This is a genomic window from Brevundimonas diminuta, from assembly GCF_039673845.1.
GTDB classification, from domain to species: Bacteria; Pseudomonadota; Alphaproteobacteria; order Caulobacterales; family Caulobacteraceae; genus Brevundimonas; species Brevundimonas diminuta_E.
The window spans coordinates 17021-36823 of record NZ_JBDJMK010000016.1 but is presented as its reverse complement, the minus strand read 5'-3'; the positions used below and the strand labels follow the sequence as shown (position 1 = coordinate 36823).

The window sequence follows — 19803 nt, the reverse complement described above, 5'->3', positions numbered from 1 at the left end:
GCCGTTCCAGTTCGCCGCCGGGGTGAAGCTGTAGCCGCCGTCCGCCGCCAGCGTGAAGACGCCCGCGCCGGGGATCGTCACCGTGTCGCCCGCGTCATGCACGCCGGGAACCCCGGCGATGGTGAAGCTCACAACGCTCAGCGTGTCGCCGTCCGGGTCGCTGTCGTTGGTCAGCACATTGCCGGTGACAGGCCCGCCGTCCTCCGTTCCATGAGAGGAGTCATCTACTGCGACAGGAGGCTTGCCTTTGCCGCCGTCCCCACCGCCGTTTGCAACAGCAGCGATTGCCGTCCCGCCCGCGACTAGGCCTAGAACCCAGGGCCACCACACCACTCCTGCGACGTGATCCAGCTCGATCTCAGTGAAATGGAATTCGCTCCACTCCTCGGGATACTGCCCCCACCAGACCACCCCGTAGTCGTCTTCCAATACGAGGTCGTTGCGCGCTTCCTCGCCGTTGGAGGCGTCTTCGCTCGTGGAAGCGACGTCTTCAGGGCTGTCGCCATCCGGATATTTGACGAAGAACGCCAGTATGACGATTTCCTGGCCGTCCTTAAGGACCAACACGAGATCATCACCACGCCGCACGTAACGAGCGACGCTCTCAGGCGCCAACTTCAGACGGAAGACCGAAGGCCGGTTGGAGGAAATCGGCTGCCCGTCTTCGACTTGACGACGCGAGCCGCTCTTCTTGTCGATGATGTCAGCATGCATGGCCTTATTCCCCGTCCAAAATCGTCAAAATGGCGAGGAACTCTCAAGAGGCTAGGTTCCCCAGTGTCAAGCTCTTCTCAGAAGAGCCTTAACGTTTTGAGCTCAAAATCGAACGCTTTCGCTGCGAAACTGTAAAATGTCGCAAAGGCACCTTCAGCCGTCCCGCCCGCCGTGCGGACAACTGTTCAATAAAAGCGAAATAACCATCGCCAAGGACCGCCAGCGCGGGGTCTGAAATTCATCAGAGCGAAAAGAACCGGGGCCTGCGAGGGGATCAGGCGCTCAGCTGTCTTCAACAACCGAGTGAGACGTTTGCGCATGTCGTCTCGAGCCTACCCGACCGCCGCCATCCCGCCGCCGCACCTGGTCGCCGAAGCTTGACAGCGAAGTCCATCTCCTCACCACACTCTTGCATGTCGGAGTTGCGCTCGATGTCTTTCGTCGTGGCGCGCGCCTATATCGCAGCGCTGGAGCGCTACTTCCTCCTGCTCGTCATCTTCACGGCGGGCGTGATCGAGGCCTGGCGCACAGGCGAGGCGCAGCCCCTCCGCTTCAGAAGGCCGTAGGATCGAGACCAAACACGCCTTTCAGTCGGGGCGGTCCGTGAGGTCGGCCAATCCCTCGAGAACCCTCGAAGCTCTGCGCCCTTATTGCGGTTACGGCCTCGTTCAGTCCGACCCCGTCCGCAGCCATCGCCGTCACGTCCGCTTGAGTGGACGGGAGCTCCGCCAGCAACGGCCTGCGCTGGCGGGACCAAACCAAGATATGTACCTCAAATGAGCTAGCAGGACGTGATGGTCGGGGTTTCGATCCGGGCGGAGATTCTGCTGGGGGCACTGGCGGCTGCAAGATGCAGGACGGAATCAAGCATGGGCATGAATAAGGCTTTTCACACGCCCGGCTTACGATCACCCATGGCGGAAGGATTGAACCATTATCCGGCGCCGCTATCGATGAAGATATGAAAAGTATTGCATTGCTCTTGCCTCTGCTGCTGACTTTGCAGGCAACTGCGCTGGCGCAGACGGTCAACACTGGTCCATTGATCGCGCCGCCACCGCCGCAGAAGAGTCCGCTGTACCGCGAAGAGCCATGGCTACCGGAATATCCAGCCCCGGCGCGTGCCGAGAGGCGCGAGGGTACAAGCTATGTTCGGCTGGCTGCCGCGGCCGACGGGAGCGTTAAGGACTGCGTTGTTACTCGCTCAAGCGGTCATCAAGACCTCGATGCGGCGGCGTGTCTGGTCGCCATGCGGCGGGCGCGGATTCCGACTGCGCACGACGAAAAGAAACTACGGTATTACATTCAACCGATAGAGTGGAAGCTTGAACGGCCAGCGGGACCTCCTCCGATGGCGCCGCCAAATTGGAAAGGACCTGATGCGGCCAGCGCCCCCCACGCTCAGGCCTCATAGCCGGAACAGGACGGTTGCGGCGAGGGCTATGGAGGACAGGAAGATGTTCGGGCAGGGTGCTTCGGCGTGGCTTTCGAAAACGGCACGCATGGGACGTTTTCAATGGACAAGGCGCTTCGAGTCATCGCGGAATGATCAATCTGTCTGCGCGCGTGCGGACTATGCGTTTAGCGTTCGGACCTCTATCCGACGAGACGCCGCCTCGACGCTGATTTCGAAATGCTCCGCCTGCACCACTTCGGTGACGGCGATCGGTCGATAGGCGACGATGTTGCAGCCGCCGCGATGCCGCAGACTGTCGTAGAGAAGTCCCGACGCCTGGGACGCCCGGACGCCTTCACCGAACGGCTGCGAGGCTTCATAACTATCGGTGGCGTAGGCGTCGGGCAAGGCGGCCTGTCGGCCGCGAATGTCGCGATAGTCGCCGATCAAGGCGGCGGTATAGTTGCGATAGGTTCGTCGCATTCCCTTCAAGGATCGCGCCACGGCTTCGCGGCGCAGATGATGGCCGACTTCGGCGGCTGCAGTGACGACCGACGCCGCTGCATACCAGGCGCCGAGGTCCGGACCGTTGAACCGCATGCCGCCCGGCGCGACATGGAGGAAGGACGCCATGACGATGCTCGCATTGGCGCGACCGTAGATCCACTGATCGCGCGGCAGGCGGTCGATCCGTTCGGCGACCAGACGGTCGTTGGTCCATCCGGCCAGCTCCATCACCGCCGCGGCATCGGCCGCCGTGGCGACGGTGTCGAACAGACCGATCGGTGGAAAGCGCGACGGCACCAGCCGGTGGGCCGGACGGGGCGCAGCGACGAGCTTCTCCATCAGCTGAAGACGATCTCGCTGTCGTCATAGGCTTCGAACGCCGCATCGAGGGCGTTGGGAGCCATGTAGGCCCCGCCCCGAGCGGCGTCGAGGAAGCGTCGCACCGTCATCAGACCGTCCTGAGTCCCGTTGGCCACGAGGTTGATGGGCGGATGCCCGCCGAACACCGCCGCATCGTGCGGTCGTAGCAGCCAGTCGACGCCCTCATGCTCATCGGCGAACAGGACGCCCAGCGCCTGATGGATGCCGAACAGCGCCGAAATGCGCGTCAGCACATCAACGTCGAGCGTGATCTCACCATGCTCGCGCACCTGCTTGCACCAGCTCTGGTAGGTCGAGCGCGACGGGTAACCGAGGATCAGGCGGCGCTGCTCCTCGTTCAGCCCCCAGAGATCGGCGATGGCGGTGAATGTGCGAAGCGCAGGCGCGCTCAGACGGCGCCGGTTCGCCGGGGCGAAACGCGCCACATCGAGGCGCGGCAGCTCCGCTTGAGGACCGCGACCGGAAACGATGCCTATTGCCATGACCATCTCCTAACAAATCTGGACATAGTCCATATTCGGTCAGATATCAACCAACCAGCTTCGGCTCGCCCGCACGGTTCTCGGCGACGAACAACCGGAGGCGCTTAAGCGTATGGTCAGCGAGACTCACGGTCGTTACCGTGCCGCAGGCGAGGATAGAGGACGACACAGATATGCGGACCTTCGGACTGACGATGATCGCAATCGCTCTCGTCGGATGCACCGCCCCTTCGTCGCCGGACCAGGGCGTCGGCCCTGCCCCCGGACCGGCATCAGCCCGGGTTCCCGCCGGCGCGACCATCGGGGCGGACGGCTATGCGACGCTCCTGAGCGCCCCGCCCTCGCCTGCGCCGCCGCCGCGCTCCCGGCAGCCCATGCCTTCGGAGGACGACGAAAGCCTCCGCAATCCCGAAGAGGCGGCGATGCGCGACGCCCAGGCGCTCGACCGGCGTCTGAAGGCGGCCGAGCCGGGGAACTATATCGGCTACCGCGTCGTGCGCGATCCTTCGCCGCGTTTCGCCTTCCAGTTCCGGCGCGACGCCGCCGCGACCCTGGCGCGTCATACGCGCGATTCCCGCTTCGCTTCGCGCGAGGGCGGCGTCCCCACCGCCGAGCTGCAACCGATCTTCGATGAGTGGTTTCCGCGTCTCGCGGCCAAACGGCTCGTCGGCGGCGGCTCGGTGATGGAGTTCGACGGCGTCGTCGCCTTCGACGTGACCGTGGACGAAGCCGCCTTCCGCGAGATCGCCGCCGCCGAGGGCTGGACCTTGCCCGAGCGGCTGCGCCTGGACTTCGGGCCGCCGCCCAATCCGCGCGCGATCGATCCGGCGCTCGCCGCGCTGGTTCGCCTCGTCCCTCGCTCGGATCGTCTGCCGGGCGCCGTCAACCAGGCGGCGCTGTCGGGCCGGATCATCCTGCGCGATGGCTGCTTCCGCCTCGCCGATCATGGCGACGGCGGCGAGCCGCTGGTGCTGTTCGACAGGGACGCCGAGATCGGACTCGACGCCGACTACCGCATGACCGTCACGGACGGCGGACAGACGGTTCGGATCGGCGAGAAGGTCATATGGGCCGGTCCGCGCGGCGCGAATGAAGCCGACGCCGGCGTAAAGGCGCTGCGGGCGCAATGCGGCGCGGGGCCGATCATTCCGATCGGCGCGCCGAGGAGCGCCGCCCATTTCCCGCCCCGATGACCGACATGCCGCACCACTGCGACCGCCAGGCAGACCTTATGAAGCAAGCCCTTCTCAACATCGACATCCAGTCCTCCAGCTCGGCGCGCGCGCGCCGCCTGCTGATCCTGTTCGCCTGCGCGGCGCTGACCGCTTGCGGGCAAACGCCGCCGGAGGCCGCCCCGCAGCCCCGCACCACAGACAGTGATGCCGCCGCGCCGGTCGATCGCGAGGCTCCCGCCGCGACGGTCGCCACCCTGTCGGGCGAATGGCGCGTGGCCGCGATCGACGGCCGCTCTCTCGATGAGCCTGTGGGGATCGCCATCAGCGGCGACGAGGCCTCGGTCTGGTGGGAGCCGGCCTGCGCCGGCGTCGCGCGCCGCTATCGGATCAACGGCGGGTCGGTCTCCTTCTCGTCGATCGGAGCGAACGGAGGCCGGAAGGAAGTTTGCGAGATCGCTCCACCCCCGCGCCTGGACGATGTCCTGCGCGCGCTCGATGAGGCCGATACGATCGCGCGCACGCCCAGCAACGGGGTCCGTATCTCGGGCACGCGCCACGACGTGACCCTGTTCTCGCAGTAGTCGGTCAGGACGGCTCGCGCCGAAGCATTCCGGGTCCGGCGCCGGCGACGAGGCGTTCGCCCGTTCTGACGAGCCGCGCCACCCGTTTGCGCATGTGGTCGCCCGCCGCCCAATCCGAGGCGACGCGCGCCCCGCCGAACAGGGCGACAGCGATCTCGCGCTGGCTCGCGCCGGCTCGCCCGCCGTCCCAGGCCTGCAAGGCCATCGCCCACCGCCTCGCCCGCGGCTCGATACGAAAGAGGCCGGACGGCAGTCGGTTGAGGCGATGCAGGGCGACGAACTGGCCGAGCGCCTGAAGGCGGATGTCGATATCGGCGAAGCCGGCGAGATCATAGGTCAGCCGGACAGGTCCTTCGAGCAGGGTGCCTGCCCGCACCTCGAGGCGGATCGAATGCGTCCCGCCGCCGATGATGATCTGTTCGCGCCCGTCGCCAAGGCGTCGGATGACCGCACGACAGGGCAGACGATCAAGTCGAAAAGCGTCGGGGTCGGCGTCGGCCACAGGCGCTGCCCGGACGGGAAGAACCGCGGGGTGGAGGTCGGCGCGCCAGAAGACGAGCGGGGACCGCGCCCCGAGGAAATCGCCACCCCCAGACCTCCCGTTCATCCACGGCCGGGGTCTCGATGAGCCGGATCGTCGGGAAGCGCCCGAGCTGTCGGTTCGCCTTCACCGGCAGGATACGACCGGCGTCATCAGGTCGACGCCGGAGCGCTTCCCAAGCCCACCCGGCGAGGTCGAGCGCGACCATCCGGTCATAACCCTCTCGATCGCCCCATTCCGGGCGATAGCCATCGCTCCCCGCTTCGCGCATGCCCCCTCCTTGCGGCCGCCGCTTGAAAGTCAGTTGGGATGATCCCCCGCCGGTCGGCCGCGCGCGGCGCCGCTCAAGTTCAGCACGGCTCCCCTGTTGGCGAAGCCAAGGGGACCTCGTCTACGCCGTGGGCTGACGCAGCGCCGCGCCGGGCGATTTCCGCCGCGATATGGGGCGCCGCCCGTATACGGCGATGGTGATAGGTTCGCAGTGCTTCGCAGAACGCTTGGCGCGCGCCTTCATCCGCCAGGACTTTTATGCGATCCGCCTCGACATCGACGTCGATGAAGACGATCCGCTCGGCCTCCAGGACCTGCCGCAACTGCACACCGACACGCTGATAGGCGGCAAGGAGCACAGCATTTCCCGAGCGCCGCACGACATCCTCGGAGATCCTCTGGAGATCCGGCGCCGCCGTGGCGTCCGTTCGCGAGCGCCGCCGATATCCTGGAAGGTCAGCAGTGAGATCGAGCGCCGCCAGCAGGCACGTCAGACGAAATTCGTAGCGATCGCGCAGGGCGCCTGCGTCAAAGCGCGGCGCAACGAACCCGCCGCACGGCCCTCGCTCGACCAGACCCTCTCCGCAAAGGCAGGAAAGCGCCTCACGGATCGGCGTCGTTGACAGACCCAACCGGCGCGCTTCGTCCGCGATCACGATTGGCTGCGCAGGCGGATAAACGCCCTTCAGCATGTTGGTCCGGATCACATCCAACGCCCTTAGGAAGGGATCCCGCTTCTTGGCCATGGCGCCCTCCAACCACAGAAGCGCCGCGATAACGCGCGGCGAAGCTTGTTCGCCAACACGTTGCAAGCTCGTCCGATGCGAACCCGCCGGACATCGTCGGCCTCACCGCCCGTTATCGACGGGTCGCCCTTTTTGCACCAACGACGAACGTCGTTACGGTGACGGCCAGTGATCGTCAGCAAAAGGAAGGCAGCCATGGATTCCATGCGCAGGCAGCCCCAGCGAGACAACGACGTGCTGTCCCGAGCCCTCAAGCTGGTGCGTCGCCACCGCGGCATGACTGCCCGCGCCGTGGCAAAGGCGATGCACATGCCGCTTCGCACCTATGAGCGTTTCGAGGCGGGCGGGAGCCGGCTCAATATCGACTACATCCATCGCTTTGCGGCGGCCACGCGCAGCGATCCCCACGCCGTCATCATGGCGGTCGCCATCGGCTCGCCTGAGCTGGCCTGGCGCAGCGCCGACAACAAGCTGGTCACGGCCTTGACCATCGGCGGCAAGCGCCTCAACGGCCTTCTGGGCGATGGGATCGCGAAGCTGGACGGTCGCGCCGTCATTTTGGCCGTGTGCGCCATGTATGATGATCTGCTGGCCGAAAACGAGCGTCAGGAGATGGCGGCGCGTTGGCTCGAGAAGGGCGTCACGGAACTTACGCTCGCACGTCCCCGACCGGGGCGATGAAATATACGACAAATATAGTTTTGAGTACCGACGTCTAGGGCGCTTACTCTCTGGGCTACGTCTGTAGCGATCAACCAGGGAGTGACTGAAATGACCAAGCTCAAACTGCGCCTCGTCAGCTTCGGCAGCGCCAAGGCTCTGACCCTGCAGGATATCGATGGCGATTACATCGAGTTCACTTTGCAGCCGAGCCGAGTGCCGATGGGTTGATGGAGACGGGCGGCCGACAACGGCCGCCCGCTCTTTTGTCATGGTCGACAAAACGACAGACACCATGTGGCTCGCGCAAGATGTTCACTTGGCTTGGCGCGGAAACGATGTGGTCGTTCTGAAGGTAGCTTCGGATGCCTATAGCTGCCTCGTCGGCGGGGCCGAGATACTGCGCCCCGTAGATCACGTTCCCGATGCTGTGGCTGCGCATCCCGATTACCAGGCCGAATTGCTCGCGACCGGCTTGATCGCGCCTGATCGACCGGCGACGCGGCGGCGCCGCGCCCCACCGCCTGTGCGCGCGCTCCAACCTGAGCCTCACGCCCCTTTCGGTTCGGCCGTACAGACCGCGGTCCTCATTCTAGCCGCTGGCCGGCGATTTGAGGTCAGCCCCCTGGATAGGCTCATTCGCAGCGAACCGCTTCGCCGCGACCAGCCCGCCTCCTCGCGGGTCGCCGAGGTCGTCGCAGCCTTTTATAGCACCTTGCCTTGGGTTCCCTCTCCTGGGCAGTGCTTGAAGCGCAGCTTCGCCTTGCGACGGCTGTTAGCGCGGGAGGGCATCGTTGCGGATTGGGTGTTCGGCGTACGGACATGGCCGTTCCTCGCCCATTGCTGGCTGCAGATCGGCGATGTCCTCCTTGCCGACGACCTCGATCGCGTGCGCGGCTTCAGCCCCATCCTGACAGTGTGACATGGACTATCTATGCGTCACGGGGGGGACGACGCCGCGAGCGCGAGCGCAGGCGATGATGCTCCTTCAGGCCGCCCAGGCGCATGGTTTACCGCATAGGCCCATGGGCCGGTCCGGGTGGCTGGCGTGTGGAGGGCCGAGGCCCCCTCGCGTCGTTAAGGCTGGCCTCTGGACGTTGATCGGAGACGTTTTCGACCGACGTCAGGGCCCGCTTTCCCGCTTCATCACGGGGCCCGACGATCACGCCTGTGAGCAATCGATCATGCGACGCTTCTGGGGCCGTTATGTCGGACTCCGCGTGGGGCCAAACGGGCGGATCGCGGGGCTTCTTCGCGACCCTTCCGGCGCCTTGGAGTGCATCGCCTGGGAGTGGCGCGATCTCGTCGTCGTCTCTTCGGATCTGCCCGAGTGGCTTGTCAGCCTGACCCGGCCGGATTGGCGAATTGCATTCGATCGGGTGGGGCGCGCGCTTCAGGACCCGTTGGGCGCTTGGTGGGAAACGATGATCGATGGTCCCACGGTTCTGCCGCCTGGCGCCGTGCTGCCGTTTCCCTCGTCCGTTCCTCCGGTCTCGTCTTGGCGTCCGGACATCTTTGCGCGTGCGAGCGATGAGGACGTCATCCCCGACAAGGCCGCAAGCGCGGCGCTTAGGAACGCCGTGGACGAGGCCGTCTATGCGCTGGCGGGCGACGGCCGACTCGCGGCCGAGCTATCCGGAGGCCTCGACTCCGCCATAGTGGGTTCAAGTCTGCGCGCAAGCGGGCGCGACGCCGGCGCGTGGCTCCACGCTTTCGGCGAAGAGCCGGGCGGAGATGAGAGAGCCTACGCCCACGCCATGGCGGCCAAACTCGGCGTTGTCCTGACGACGCTCCCTCGGGCGCCCGGCCCGCTGACGGAGCGCATGCTTTTGGACCTCACGCCAGGTCTTCGCCCCGGATTAAACGGTATGGACGCTCCCAATGACGCGATATGGGCGCGGGTCTTGAAACAGGGCGGCTCAAACGTCCTTCTGACGGGCAAGGGAGGCGACGCCGTCTTCATTCAAGGCGCGGGCGCTGACGTATTCTGCGACATTTGGCGGCGACGCGGCTGGCGCGCCGCGCTTTCCTCCTCTTTACCCAACTTGGCGCGATGGAATGGATGCTCGGTTTGGTCCCTCATCGCCGCCGCACGGCTCGACGGTCCCGACAGGCCGCGGCTCGGCCGCTCGGTCTCCTTTGTCTCTGGCGACGTTACGCCGTCTATCCACCCGTGGCTGGACGCCGCCTCGGATCTCGGCCCCGCGAAGCGGTATCAAATCGCCGGCGTCATCAACGGGGTCACGTTCAGCGGTCCCTCGCTTCAGTCCCAGACAGTCGAACTCGTCCATCCGCTTCTGGCTCAGCCTGTCGTCGAGACCTGCCTCGCGCTCAGCGCGGAACAACTTACGCTAGGGCGCCGGGACCGGGCCTTGGCCCGAGAGACATTTCGCGATCGGCTGACTCCCGAAATCGCCGAGCGCAGGTCCAAGGGAGAAATGACAGCCTACTATGGACGACGCCTCGCCATGAGCCTCAACGTGATAAGGCCCTGGCTTCTGGACGGTCGACTCGCCAGCGAAGGCCTGATCGTTCGGGAGACGGTCGAGGCTCTGCTTACCGAGGACAGCTTGATCTGGCGAGGGCGCGTCGGCGAGATCATGACAGCCGTCGTCATCGAGGCGTGGGTTCGGACGTGGGAAGCACGATTGGCCGTCAGGTGACGCCAAAGTCTCGTTCAACCAGTCCATGATCTGTTGGTAGAGGTCGCGGATATTCGCCGGGCTCCAGTTGAAGTGCCCCTCCCCCCAATAGGTGATCATCCGGGACCGAACGCCGGTGCGGTGCAGGGTCGTGAAGATGCGCTCGGACTGCGAGAGCGGAACGAAATCCCGGTCGGCCGAGATCAACAGCACGGGATCCTGAATTCGCCACGCCGTCGAATAGGGACTGAGGGCCGCGAATCTCTCCGGGGCCTCCCAGGGCGTCGCTTTCGTTTGCCCCTGACCGGTCTCGACCCAGCCCATCTGCGCCTGGAGGCTAAGGCCCTCCTCGGGACGGATCCGTGCAATGGGATCGAACTCGCCCCATTTCCCGGCGAAGTCGGTCCCCGCCGACCAGGCGATATAGGATCTGAATCTGCGAGTTGACGAGGCGAGCGTCAACGCCGCCGTCCCCCCGAAGCTGTGGCCAAGGATCGCGATGCGGTCCGACGGCAAGGTCGGGTGGGCGGTCAGGGCTGCGTCTACGGCCAGCTCCACGCTCTTCAGCAACTGGTCAGGAACCAAAGCTTCGCCGGACTCGACTGGGATTGCGGGGGAAAGAACGGCGTAGCCCTGCTCCGCCAGGAATGCGGGTCGAACGCCGTACAGCAATACTCGCGGGTCGATGTACGCGCCGCTGTCTGAAGATCCTGGATAGATCGACACGATCAGACCGCGTGGACTGCGCCGCGCATCGCCCTTCGGCAGGGTGAGCCAGCTTTGCGCAGGGCGGCCAAGGCGGTCCAGATGAGCCACGGCGACGGCTCGAGGGAAAGCTAGGGTTGCGAACTCCGGATTCGCCTCGTCGATCCGCCGCTCTTCTCGCTCGCGGCTCAACCAAAGCGCCTCCGAACCCTGATGCCGAAGAAGACGAACGATCGCGTCCTGCGACGCCGCCGCAATCATCGAGCCCTCTGACAGCGGCTCGATCTGGAAGCTGCGCCGCAAGCCTTCGGTCCCCAGCACATCCACATGTTCAGAGCCCGCGCGGGCCAGGGCCCAGTCGCGCCTCGGCGCCGCATTCAGCCGCAATCGCAGCGCCTGCATTCCACTGACGGAAGTCGCGTTGGAGACCTGGCCGCCCTGCGGCGTCAATCGTTCCGCCCCGCCCTCATTGACCCGCCATAGGGCGCCTGAGGCGAAGATCAGCAGCTGGCCCTCCCCTACCGCCGCCAGATCGCCGACCGCCCCGGGGACGATCGACGTCAAAGCTATGGCCGGGGCGTCAGGGGAGAGCAAGAACCAATCGAATCGGCCGTTCCGGCGCGCGCGAAGCACGGGCGCTTCGCCCAGCCAGTCCGCCTGGACGCCCCTGAGTTCGTCGATCGACTCCCCTGCGGCCATAGGCGACAGCCCGTCCGACATGAAGCCGGACATCGATCCGTCGCGGTCGACACGCAGCAGGCCGCCTTGGTCCCATGCAGCGCCGTCCGCCCGCCCCCACACCAGGATCGCGTCAGAACGGCTCGTCCACCTCAGAAGATGCAGGGCGATGTCTTGGGTCGGGGCGGCGATAACCGAACCAGACGCCGCGTCCAGCAGACGCAGACGCGTCCGGTGTTTCATCTCATAAGCCCGCACGGGTCCCGTACCGATGGGGATCCCCTCCCCCGAAACCAGCAGCGCAATCGTTTTTCCGTCTGGGGCCGCAGACATATCAAGGATGGACGCCTCAGCCACCTGGCGAATCTCGCCAGTGAGTGCGTCGATCTCCATAAGCCGCTGGGGCGGCTTTTCCTTCGTCGTGGCGGCGATTCCGCCAAAGGTGTCGATGCGCGTGGCGGAAGAAACCCTGCCCTCGGCGGCGTCGCGCCATAGCCGTCGAGTTGAAGCCTGACTGGCGCCGTCGCGCTCGAGCATCCAGGGCATGGCGCCGACAGGACGGGTGGTCAGGAGCAGCCGGTTGTCGTCTCGCCATTCCGCCCCGCTGCCGGTAAGCGGCATGTCAGGGGTCAGGCCGGTCCAGCGGACGGTGCGGGTTTTCACGTTAAGGACGCCGGCTTCCATGCGATGTGCGCCGACCCGATAGACGAGAAGCCAAGCGCCGGAAGGCGACCAAGGCCCCAGCACCAAGCCTTCTTCCTGGGTGGTATGGATCAACCGCATGGGTTCGTCTGCGCGGTGAAGATCGAGGAAGAACAAATCCGTAGCAGCCCATACGGACCGATGGCCTCGATCGAAACGCGGGGCGCTGTCAAAGGCGCGTCTGCGCTCATAGACGAGCCAATGACCATCCGGCGAAAGCGAGACGTCGCCGAAGGATTCCATGCCCAGGACATCGTCGATCGTCAGCGAGAGTTCCTGGGCGATCGTCGGCGTAATCGGCAGAGCGCTCGCTAACGCGAAGGCCCACCCCGCCCGGATCCACCGGACGAAGCCCGCCGAGCGGCTCCACATCACCAGCGCTGCGTCAACTGCAGCGAGACGACCCGGCCGAACAGGTTGGCCTGTCCAGCGTCGAAGCCGTAACCCGTTCGACCATCATGGAAGGGCGGATCGACGTCAAAAATGTTCTGGATTCCAAGCGACGCGCGAAGACCGTCGAGTGCGCCGTTGACCGGCTTCCAGGTCAGTCTGACATCTGCCGTATTCCAGGCGTCGATCCGCCGGCCGTCCTGATCGGCGTAATCCGAAACGTGGATCCAGTGAGCGTTCAAGGTCCAGTCGCCCCGCGACCAGGCAAAGCCGGCCCGGCTTCTCAGGGAAACGGGGTAGCCGACCTGATCGAGCAAGCTCTGAACAGGCGATGCGGAGGTCATCCGACCGTCATAGTCCAGAAGCCATGACGCCCACGCATCCCATCGCAGGGTATGACCGCCGAAACGCATGGGATAGGCGGCCTGAAGATCAAGGCCGCGGACCGCCACCGATGCCGTGTTGATCCATCGACCGTCGATAATCGCGCCGTAGGTGGTCGGCGGGAACAGGCTGCCGGCGCCGAAGCCCGGCGCGGTGGTGTAGCTGCGAACAAGCGCCAGATCGGCAGCGTCGTTGGCCGGATCCACCCGTCGAACAAAGGGCGACAAGGCGGGATCGATGAGGACGTTGGCCAGATTTCCGGTTGTCGGCCGGGCGATCTGATTGTCGAATCGCGTATCGAAGTAACTCGCGCTCAACACCAGGCCGCTGGGGGGATTGTAGTTGAAGCCCAGGGTCCAGGTTTCAGCGGTTTCAGGGGTGAGATCGGGATTGCCGCCCGACAGATAGATGGAAAGCATACGTGTTCCATCAGGTCGTGGAACGAGCGAGGCGCCGGCGCTGGAGGCGTCGTTCAGCTGGGTGAGGCCCGGGGCGCGGAAGGATGTGCCCCACGCCCCCCTCAGCGTCAGATCAGGCATGGGCGACCAGATCGCGCCGACTTTGGGGTTCGACGTGCGCCCAAAGTCTTCGTAGTCCTCGATGCGTCCGGCGACCGACACTTCAAGCGCCCAAACGCCCGGCCGTGCGTTGTCGGGTCCGAACAAGGGAATGCGCGCCTCGCCGAAGACGGCGGAGATCAGACGGTCGTGACCCGGCGTGAAACGTGCGACGGGCTCGAGGGTCGACAGGAACGTCGTCGACTGGGTCTTGAAGCGCTCGCTTCGCAACTGGGCGCCCACGGCGATATCAAGCGCGCCGCCGGGCAGGGTCAGCGGCGTTCCGTTCAGCAGCAGATTGACGGAACTGGCCGCGCTGCGGTCCAGATTGCTGGAATAGCCCGCGCTGATGAAATCCAGGACGCGAGGGGCGTTCGCGGTGCCCGCGCCGAACGGATTGAAGAAGCCGTCGACCGAGGTCGAATAGTCGGTTTCCGGATCGTCCGGCGTGTTCCCAAGCGCTTCTTGAAGGAACTGGGTGTTGATCTGTCCTCGGATGGCCGCTTCGCCGCGTTCTTCGGCATGCGCCAGGTACCCATCGAGTGACCAGCCTGAACCGAGGTCGAACACGGCGCCTGCAGTGAGCCCCAGACTACGAGACGATCCCACCTTCCGCGACGGGCCCAGGTCGCCCGAGAAAGAATAGGCGAGAAGGTGGGAATCCGCGCCCGTCGGGGAAACGAAGAAGGGGTTAGCGCGCGTCACCGTGAAGACGCTGGCGCCGGGAACATTGGCGAACTCATAGGCGCGGCGGCTGAAGCGCACGTCGGCCGAAAGATCCAAACGTTCGCCGGCGGACTGCCGGATTCGCCCATAGGCGCTGTGCCTCTCCAATTGCGGAATGAGGTCCACCCCCAGAGAGTTCGACTGCAGGTTTGTTTCGCCTGCCGCAAAGTCGGTCGGCGCGATCGCCGAGCTCGACGGCCCGGGACGGATCGCGAATTGCGAGACGTAGCTCGCGCTCGCTGCGTCGTATGCGACGATGTTGCCGGGCGCACTGAAAAGCGACCGCCAATCCGACCCGCCGAAGGGACGAAGGTCCCCGTCGAGCGTATAGGGCCGGTCGCGCGAGTTGACGGCGTTCTGTTGCTGGTACTCATACGACAGCAAGGCGCTGCCGCTCGACCAGGAACCTCCGGCGATATGCGAGGCCTGGACGGTTTCCATGCCGCCTTGGGCGGCGGACAGCCGCACCGCGCTTTCCTGGCCGTCGAAGGACCGCCGCATGATGATGTTCACCACGCCGCCGACAGCGTCCGAGCCATAAAGAGCCGATGCGCCGTCGAGAAGGATGTCCACCCGCTCTACAGCGGCGGAGGGCAGCGCCGAAACATCGGCGAATTCGCCCCTGAACCCCGTGCCGGCCAATCGACGGCCGTTGACCAGGACGAGCGTGGCGTCGGCGCCCAGACCTCGCAGATTGATCCCCGTCGCGACCACCCCGTTCGAGCCGCCGCGATCTGCGCCGGTCAACAGCGCGCCGGGCGTTCCGCTGCCGGCGTAGTTCTGCGGCAGGTCCGTCAGCGCTTCCGCCACGGTGCCCCGCCCCCGGCTGTCGAGCTCGTCCCGGTCCATGATCAGCACCGGCGACGCCAGTTCGCCCGAAGAGCGCAGCAGGGTGCCCGTGACGACTACCTCGTCAAGGACGGTGATTTCGTCGCTTGTCGCCGGAGCCCCCCTCTGCACCACGAAGACCCCGGTTCGTCTCTGGGACCAGGTCAGGCCGCTGTCGAGCAGCAGGCGGCTCAGGGCCGCCTCGGGTTGCATCCGTCCGCTGACGCCCGGCGAGCGGCGGCCCGCGACGACGTCCGTGGTGAAGAATATCTGCCGGCCGGACTGGGCGCCGAAGGCCGTCAGGGCGTCGCGCATCGGTCCAGCGGGTATGTCGAAATCGCGCGCGGACTGGGCGCAGGCGGGCGTCCCGGCGGAGAAGAGGCAGGCGACCGCGGCGACGCCGGATAGAAGACTCGAACGGCTCATAGACAGGTTTCCTCCAACGTTCCCTCTGGCGTCGAAGAAAGAGACCAACGAGACCCCGGCCTACCCCGGAGCCGAAACCCAATTATTTTCCGCGGCGGACCAATCCGACGGATCCGTCCGCCTTGGGAACGGACTTCAGGCCCAAGCCATCTGAGGCTGCCGAGACGAAGGCGTCGCGGTCTCCGACCAGGAAGACGCCGTTGATCGCCACAGTCCGGATGCCGGGATCGTCCAGCTCGATCTTGTCTGTCAGATAGCGGTTCATCTCGGAGACGGCCTGCTCCAGCGGGATGTCGGAGAAGATCAGCCGTCCAGAGGTCCAACTGGTCTCGGCGGCGACATCCACCGCCCGGGTTGAGATCGCGCTGCCCGAGACCCTGGTCTGCTGGCCCGCCGCCATGCGGCGCTCGCCGGTCGCCATTTCCGGCGCCGCGACGTCGATCACCCCCGAGACGAGGGTCACGCTGACCGCCTCCCCTGCCCTGCGAACGTCGAACACCGTGCCCACGGCGGTGACGCGGGCATCGCCTGCATAGACCACGAAGGGCCTATCCGGCGCCGCCGCCACGTCGAAGAGCGCCTGACCATGATCAAGATCGATCCGCCGCTGCCCGCTCGTGAACCGCACGCGGATGCGGGAATCCGTGTCCAGATTGACCCTGGAGCCGTCGGCGAGCCGGATCACGCGCTGCTCGCCGACATCGGTCGCAAACGCGCCTCGCCCGTTCCACAGGCAGGTCCCAGAAAAGATGAGCAAGCCGGTCGCGCCCGCCAGCCCCCCGATCAGAACGGACCGTCTGCCCAAGCCGCTACGGCGGGCGCGATGGCGCGCGCCGTCCAGCGCCTCTGCGATGGCCGGATCGGCGCCCAGGCCCTGGCTCTTGCGCCAGACGCGATCAACCCGGCGATAGGCGTCCGCATTGCCGGGTTTAGACCGCCATTCGAAAAACTCCTCGATGGCGCCGGAATCGATGGAGGTCGAGCCGAGACGGGCATGCCACGCGGCCGCTTCCTCTTCCGCCTTCTCAACCCTCGTCGGGTTGGCCATGTCGCGCCTCATTCTAGCGCCGGAGTTGGGCGGCGCAGTGGGCAAGGGCCTGCGTCATGCGCCATTCGACCGTCTTGGGGGCTATGCCCAGCCTATCCGCGATCTGGGCGTTCGTCAGACCGTCGATACGCGACAACAAAAAGACATCACGAAGAGATTCTGGCAAGCCGAGCACGATCTGGGCGAGCATGACCCGGTCGGTCTGGTCGGCGTCGATGCAGTCGCGAACCGCCGCCACGGCCTCCGCCCTCAACGCCAGTTCCCGCCTCCGCCCCCGCGTCGACGCTAGGTTGGTCGCTATCCTCAGAAGGAAGGCCTTCGGGTGACGAATATCCGAGAGCGAGAGCGCCGAAGCCAGCCTCAGCCAGGTCTCCTGAGCCAGATCCTCAATGTCCTGATCGCCGAAGCGGCGCTTGAGCGATCGGGCCAGCCACCGCTCGTTCTCGCGATAGAGAGTGGACAGTTCGGCGCCGCACTCGCCTTCCATACGTCTGCTTTGATCCGACACGGGCCCGCCTCCTTTCGCAAAGAGGCGGGCCCGGCCGATGCCGGGTGTTGAGAACGTGATTGAGGCACGCGCGAGCGCCTTTAGCCCAATAGGAGCCTGGACATACGCGCCCGCCACGCCGAGCACCGGAGAGTGTAGGTCGAACAGTTCAATCGAGGTTCTCACGCCTCGGCGTCCATACGAACGCATCACAATGCTCGTCCAAATCCCTGCTGCTGACAAGGGGTGGTTTCCGACGACGCCCTCATGTCGTAGGTTGCCGCGTCCGCCCGGATCGCCGTCGTCGTGTCCAAGCGCTCTGCGCCAAGGGCGGCGGCCATGCCAACAGTCATGATTTCTCACTTTTCGGGCGGACGCCTGACCCTTCCATGGCTAAGGTTCAGTCGACCCAGGCGGCGCCCACCCCCCGACTGTGGTCATGCAGACCAGCCGTGCTAGAGTCGAAGTCATGAAGGACGCCCTCGATCATCTGCCCGAGCGTCAGCAGCGCGAGCTGGCCCGAATCCGGTCGATCCTGCTGGAAGAGTTCGACCGTGCGATCCATGCTGGCGGCGGCCCGACCCAGTCCTGGCGCCGCGACGGCAAGATCCTGAAGATCATCCTGTTCGGTTCATACTCGCGCGACGATTGGGTCGATGCGCCCGAGACCGGTTATCTGTCCGATTTCGACATCTTGGTCATCGTCAGCCACGAGAAGCTGACCGAGATCGCCAACTACTGGTACGTCGCCGAGGACAAGATCGAGCGCGACCCGGCCATCGGCCGGATCGTCAACGTCATCGTCCACACCATGGCCGAGGTGAACTCGGGCCTGACCCAGGGCCAGTATTTCTGGACGGGCGTCATCAAGGACGGCGTGGAACTCTACGCCCTGCCCGGCCGTCCCTTCGCCACGCCAAAGCCGCTGACGCCGCAAGAGGCGAGCGAGATGGCGGAGAAGTACTTCACAGAGTGGTCGGCTAAGATTGAGGGTGCCTTAGACGTCGCCACGTATGCTGCCAATCGCGGCAACGTCAAAGACGCGGCCTTCCTCCTTCACCAAGCGGTCGAGCGCGCCTATGCGTGCTTCCTCTTGGTCCACGCCTTCTATTTCCCGCGCTCTCACAACATCAAGTTCCTCCGCTCCCAGGCCGAAACCCTGGACAAGGCGCTGATCGCCGCCTGGCCGCGTGAGCATCGCGCCGACCGCCGCCGGTTCGAGATGCTGAAGCGCGCATATGTCGAAGCGCGTTACTCCGACCAGTACGACCTAAGCGCCGAAGACCTGGCCTGGCTGATGGACGGCGCGCGTCGCCTGCGCGATCTCGTCGAAGCGGCCTGCCGCAACCGGCTCGCCGCTCTGCAGCGCGAGGCAGGAAAGGTCTGAAACTCTCTGCAGGGACAAAGGAGAACTTCAGCTCTTCGTTGTAGGTGGTCGACCGTCAGGACATTACGCTGAGTCAAGGTCGGCGCATATTTCGACAATCCAATACGCCAGTATGAATGAGACCAGCATTGGTCTGTCCCTGGCTCTCAAAATCGACCAGTGGCCAAGCGGAACGCTGGTCCAATGTCTCGGCGCCGAACATGCCCCGCGAAAGCCATGCATCGCGATTACGACGAGTCTGACGCGCTGGATGACGTCGCGCATTGTGACCTTGTGAAACTGACGTGCGGCTGCGGGGGCATTGTTCGCCCTTCCTGGGCTCGATAGCCGAGGCGGCTATGCGAACCTGGGGCCGTCTCTCTCGAGGCAGTCCTGCGGCCTACGAGACCCTAGCATGGCGATCAGAAGCTATGGCGGCGCCAGTAGGCGCATTTTATGGCGCTGACCGCGTGACTGACCATGGACGCCACAAGCGCCTGACCGATTTGCCAGAACGCTGACGCTGTGAGAGGTACTCCTAATGAAGACCCATGCTGCGCCCGCCGAAGACCTTGAAGAATTTGCCGAACAGCTTGAAGGCCCGCTCGGCACAGCCCTGCGCTCTACTGGAGTCGCCTTGGAAAGAAGGATGCGCGAAGAAGGCTTGGCTTGGTCCGACCTTGATGACGATCATGTCGCAGACTTGTTTCTGACAGCCTTCGTGGAAGCTGCGCCTGACGCATACCCCCATCTTGAACGAGAGATTGTGGAAGAAGCTGTGCAAGCCATAGCAGCGAACGTGAGGATGGAGCTGGCCGCCAACGCTGGCGGCAGTACTACCCCGAACTGACCCCCCTCGCCGGCGCCTGGGGCGTACGGCGCCAGCAGCGGCGGTTCAACAGAGTGCAGCAGCAAAGGATGGGGCGGGCTGCGTTTAGCCAACTTACCGGATTGAAGGTCGTTCCAAACGACGAAACGCCCGCTCTCATAAGAGAGCGGGGTTCCACTTATTAAAGAACTCTGATGGCCTCAGACAGCCTGCAGCTGACCTGCCGAAGTCTTACCCGAGCGCTGGTCGCGCTCGAGTTCATACGACAGCGCTTGGCCTTCGTTCAGGCCGCTGAGGCCAGCACGCTCGACAGCCGAGACATGGACGAAGACGTCGCCGCCGCCAGCGTCAGGAGCGATAAAACCGAAACCCTTGGTAGGATTGTACCATTTGATAATGCCAGTAGCCATTTCCATGACCTCCGAGAGAGATTGCCCTGAGGAAAAGGTCCTGAGAGCTGTCGAGTCTAAGGAAACGGAAATCTCGATGCGTCGCAAAGAAACAGGGCGTTACGCAGAGATATCGACATCCAGACGGTGAGCTACAAAGACGGAACAAGCAAGGATAATTATTATTTAGTTC

Annotated in this window: 18 protein-coding genes and 1 pseudogene; 9 read left to right on the top strand and 10 right to left on the bottom strand. The window is 64.9% G+C overall.

The annotated features are described in order from the left end of the window. Positions 1-714 (bottom strand): BapA/Bap/LapF family prefix-like domain-containing protein (locus ABE454_RS15805; protein ID WP_346533047.1); only part of this gene is annotated, 714 nt, incomplete at its 3' end. 431 nt (positions 715-1145) lie between these two features. Here ABE454_RS15805 and ABE454_RS15800 point away from each other — a divergent pair. Both ABE454_RS15800 and ABE454_RS16195 read left to right on the top strand, forming a co-directional pair. Beyond that, entirely contained in the window at positions 1146-1280 is a 135-nt protein-coding gene (locus ABE454_RS15800) for a hypothetical protein (protein WP_346533046.1), read from the top strand. A 395-nt stretch (positions 1281-1675) separates the two neighbouring features. Beyond that, entirely contained in the window at positions 1676-2128 is a 453-nt protein-coding gene (locus ABE454_RS16195) for an energy transducer TonB (RefSeq protein ID WP_430826556.1), read from the top strand. Between the two features lie 159 nt (positions 2129-2287). Here the strand turns inward: ABE454_RS16195 and ABE454_RS15795 are convergent, their stop codons facing one another. Beyond that, positions 2288-2956: an RES family NAD+ phosphorylase gene (locus ABE454_RS15795; RefSeq protein ID WP_346533045.1), complete on the bottom strand. Its 669-nt coding sequence runs from the start codon at positions 2954-2956 to the stop codon at positions 2288-2290. Next, complete coding sequence (locus ABE454_RS15790) at positions 2956-3480, bottom strand: MbcA/ParS/Xre antitoxin family protein (protein ID WP_346533044.1); 525 nt, start codon at positions 3478-3480, stop codon at positions 2956-2958. The genes ABE454_RS15795 and ABE454_RS15790 overlap by 1 nt, the downstream gene beginning before the upstream one ends. 422 nt (positions 3481-3902) lie before the next feature. Here ABE454_RS15790 and ABE454_RS15785 point away from each other — a divergent pair, with 422 nt between their 5' ends. Both ABE454_RS15785 and ABE454_RS15780 read left to right on the top strand, forming a co-directional pair. Next, positions 3903-4673, top strand: coding sequence for a hypothetical protein (locus ABE454_RS15785; protein ID WP_346533043.1), 771 nt, complete (start codon positions 3903-3905; stop codon positions 4671-4673). Continuing rightward, complete coding sequence (locus ABE454_RS15780) at positions 4670-5236, top strand: hypothetical protein (protein WP_253107908.1); 567 nt, start codon at positions 4670-4672, stop codon at positions 5234-5236. The genes ABE454_RS15785 and ABE454_RS15780 overlap by 4 nt, the downstream gene beginning before the upstream one ends. A 4-nt stretch (positions 5237-5240) precedes the next feature. Here ABE454_RS15780 and ABE454_RS15775 read toward each other — a convergent pair whose 3' ends face one another. Both ABE454_RS15775 and ABE454_RS15770 read right to left on the bottom strand, forming a co-directional pair. Continuing rightward, entirely contained in the window at positions 5241-5738 is a 498-nt protein-coding gene (locus ABE454_RS15775; RefSeq protein WP_253107909.1) for a DUF2285 domain-containing protein, read from the bottom strand. Positions 5739-6127: 389 nt separating this feature from the next. After that, on the bottom strand, positions 6128-6793 hold the full coding sequence (locus ABE454_RS15770; protein ID WP_346533042.1) for a hypothetical protein: 666 nt from the start codon (positions 6791-6793) through the stop codon (positions 6128-6130). A 195-nt stretch (positions 6794-6988) separates the two neighbouring features. Here ABE454_RS15770 and ABE454_RS15765 point away from each other — a divergent pair, with 195 nt between their 5' ends. From ABE454_RS15765 to ABE454_RS16190, 3 genes are all read left to right on the top strand, one after another. Continuing rightward, positions 6989-7474: a helix-turn-helix domain-containing protein gene (locus ABE454_RS15765; protein WP_346533041.1), complete on the top strand. Its 486-nt coding sequence runs from the start codon at positions 6989-6991 to the stop codon at positions 7472-7474. Positions 7475-7748: 274 nt separating this feature from the next. Next, entirely contained in the window at positions 7749-8375 is a 627-nt protein-coding gene (locus ABE454_RS15760; protein ID WP_346533040.1) for a lasso peptide biosynthesis B2 protein, read from the top strand. A 1-nt stretch (position 8376) separates the two neighbouring features. Then, on the top strand, positions 8377-10116 hold the full coding sequence (locus tag ABE454_RS16190; RefSeq protein ID WP_430826551.1) for an asparagine synthase-related protein: 1740 nt from the start codon (positions 8377-8379) through the stop codon (positions 10114-10116). Positions 10117-10128: 12 nt separating this feature from the next. On the opposite strand, the pseudogene ABE454_RS16185 reads toward ABE454_RS16190, so the two are convergent. From ABE454_RS16185 to ABE454_RS15740, 4 genes and pseudogenes are all read right to left on the bottom strand, one after another. Continuing rightward, positions 10129-11061 (bottom strand): annotated as a pseudogene (locus ABE454_RS16185) (alpha/beta hydrolase family protein); the annotation flags it as partial. A 1490-nt stretch (positions 11062-12551) separates the two neighbouring features. Then, a complete protein-coding gene (locus ABE454_RS15750) occupies positions 12552-15491 on the bottom strand; it encodes a TonB-dependent receptor (RefSeq protein ID WP_346533038.1) in 2940 nt (979 codons plus the stop codon). 82 nt (positions 15492-15573) lie between these two features. Next, the gene (locus tag ABE454_RS15745; protein WP_346508349.1) at positions 15574-16539 is read right to left on the bottom strand and encodes a FecR family protein; all 966 of its coding nucleotides are present in this window, start codon (positions 16537-16539) and stop codon (positions 15574-15576) included. Positions 16540-16552: 13 nt separating this feature from the next. After that, a complete protein-coding gene (locus ABE454_RS15740) occupies positions 16553-17212 on the bottom strand; it encodes an RNA polymerase sigma factor (RefSeq protein ID WP_346508348.1) in 660 nt (219 codons plus the stop codon). 283 nt (positions 17213-17495) lie between these two features. Between ABE454_RS15740 and ABE454_RS15735 the strand changes: the two genes are divergently transcribed. Then, positions 17496-18413, top strand: coding sequence for a HEPN domain-containing protein (locus ABE454_RS15735; RefSeq protein WP_346508347.1), 918 nt, complete (start codon positions 17496-17498; stop codon positions 18411-18413). A 520-nt stretch (positions 18414-18933) separates the two neighbouring features. Continuing rightward, the gene (locus tag ABE454_RS15730; protein ID WP_346508346.1) at positions 18934-19242 is read left to right on the top strand and encodes a hypothetical protein; all 309 of its coding nucleotides are present in this window, start codon (positions 18934-18936) and stop codon (positions 19240-19242) included. A gap of 179 nt (positions 19243-19421) precedes the next feature. Here ABE454_RS15730 and ABE454_RS15725 read toward each other — a convergent pair whose 3' ends face one another. Continuing rightward, complete coding sequence (locus ABE454_RS15725) at positions 19422-19631, bottom strand: cold-shock protein (RefSeq protein WP_346508746.1); 210 nt, start codon at positions 19629-19631, stop codon at positions 19422-19424. Positions 19632-19803 lie beyond the last annotated feature (172 nt).

What these genes read in the sequence shown, in the direction of transcription:
- ABE454_RS15760 (WP_346533040.1), top strand. Translation starts at nt 7,749, where the DNA reads ATGTGGCTCGCGCAAGATGTTCACTTGGCTTGGCGCGGAAACGATGTG.
- ABE454_RS15750 (WP_346533038.1), bottom strand. Translation starts at nt 15,491, where the DNA reads ATGAGCCGTTCGAGTCTTCTATCCGGCGTCGCCGCGGTCGCCTGCCTC.
- ABE454_RS16190 (WP_430826551.1), top strand. Translation starts at nt 8,377, where the DNA reads ATGGACTATCTATGCGTCACGGGGGGGACGACGCCGCGAGCGCGAGCG.
- ABE454_RS15780 (WP_253107908.1), top strand. Translation starts at nt 4,670, where the DNA reads ATGACCGACATGCCGCACCACTGCGACCGCCAGGCAGACCTTATGAAG.
- ABE454_RS15790 (WP_346533044.1), bottom strand. Translation starts at nt 3,480, where the DNA reads ATGGCAATAGGCATCGTTTCCGGTCGCGGTCCTCAAGCGGAGCTGCCG.
- ABE454_RS15785 (WP_346533043.1), top strand. Translation starts at nt 3,903, where the DNA reads ATGCGCGACGCCCAGGCGCTCGACCGGCGTCTGAAGGCGGCCGAGCCG.
- ABE454_RS15795 (WP_346533045.1), bottom strand. Translation starts at nt 2,956, where the DNA reads ATGGAGAAGCTCGTCGCTGCGCCCCGTCCGGCCCACCGGCTGGTGCCG.
- ABE454_RS15725 (WP_346508746.1), bottom strand. Translation starts at nt 19,631, where the DNA reads ATGGCTACTGGCATTATCAAATGGTACAATCCTACCAAGGGTTTCGGT.
- ABE454_RS15800 (WP_346533046.1), top strand. Translation starts at nt 1,146, where the DNA reads ATGTCTTTCGTCGTGGCGCGCGCCTATATCGCAGCGCTGGAGCGCTAC.
- ABE454_RS15745 (WP_346508349.1), bottom strand. Translation starts at nt 16,539, where the DNA reads ATGGCCAACCCGACGAGGGTTGAGAAGGCGGAAGAGGAAGCGGCCGCG.
- ABE454_RS15770 (WP_346533042.1), bottom strand. Translation starts at nt 6,793, where the DNA reads ATGGCCAAGAAGCGGGATCCCTTCCTAAGGGCGTTGGATGTGATCCGG.
- ABE454_RS15735 (WP_346508347.1), top strand. Translation starts at nt 17,496, where the DNA reads ATGAAGGACGCCCTCGATCATCTGCCCGAGCGTCAGCAGCGCGAGCTG.
- ABE454_RS15765 (WP_346533041.1), top strand. Translation starts at nt 6,989, where the DNA reads ATGGATTCCATGCGCAGGCAGCCCCAGCGAGACAACGACGTGCTGTCC.
- ABE454_RS16195 (WP_430826556.1), top strand. Translation starts at nt 1,676, where the DNA reads ATGAAAAGTATTGCATTGCTCTTGCCTCTGCTGCTGACTTTGCAGGCA.
- ABE454_RS15730 (WP_346508346.1), top strand. Translation starts at nt 18,934, where the DNA reads ATGAAGACCCATGCTGCGCCCGCCGAAGACCTTGAAGAATTTGCCGAA.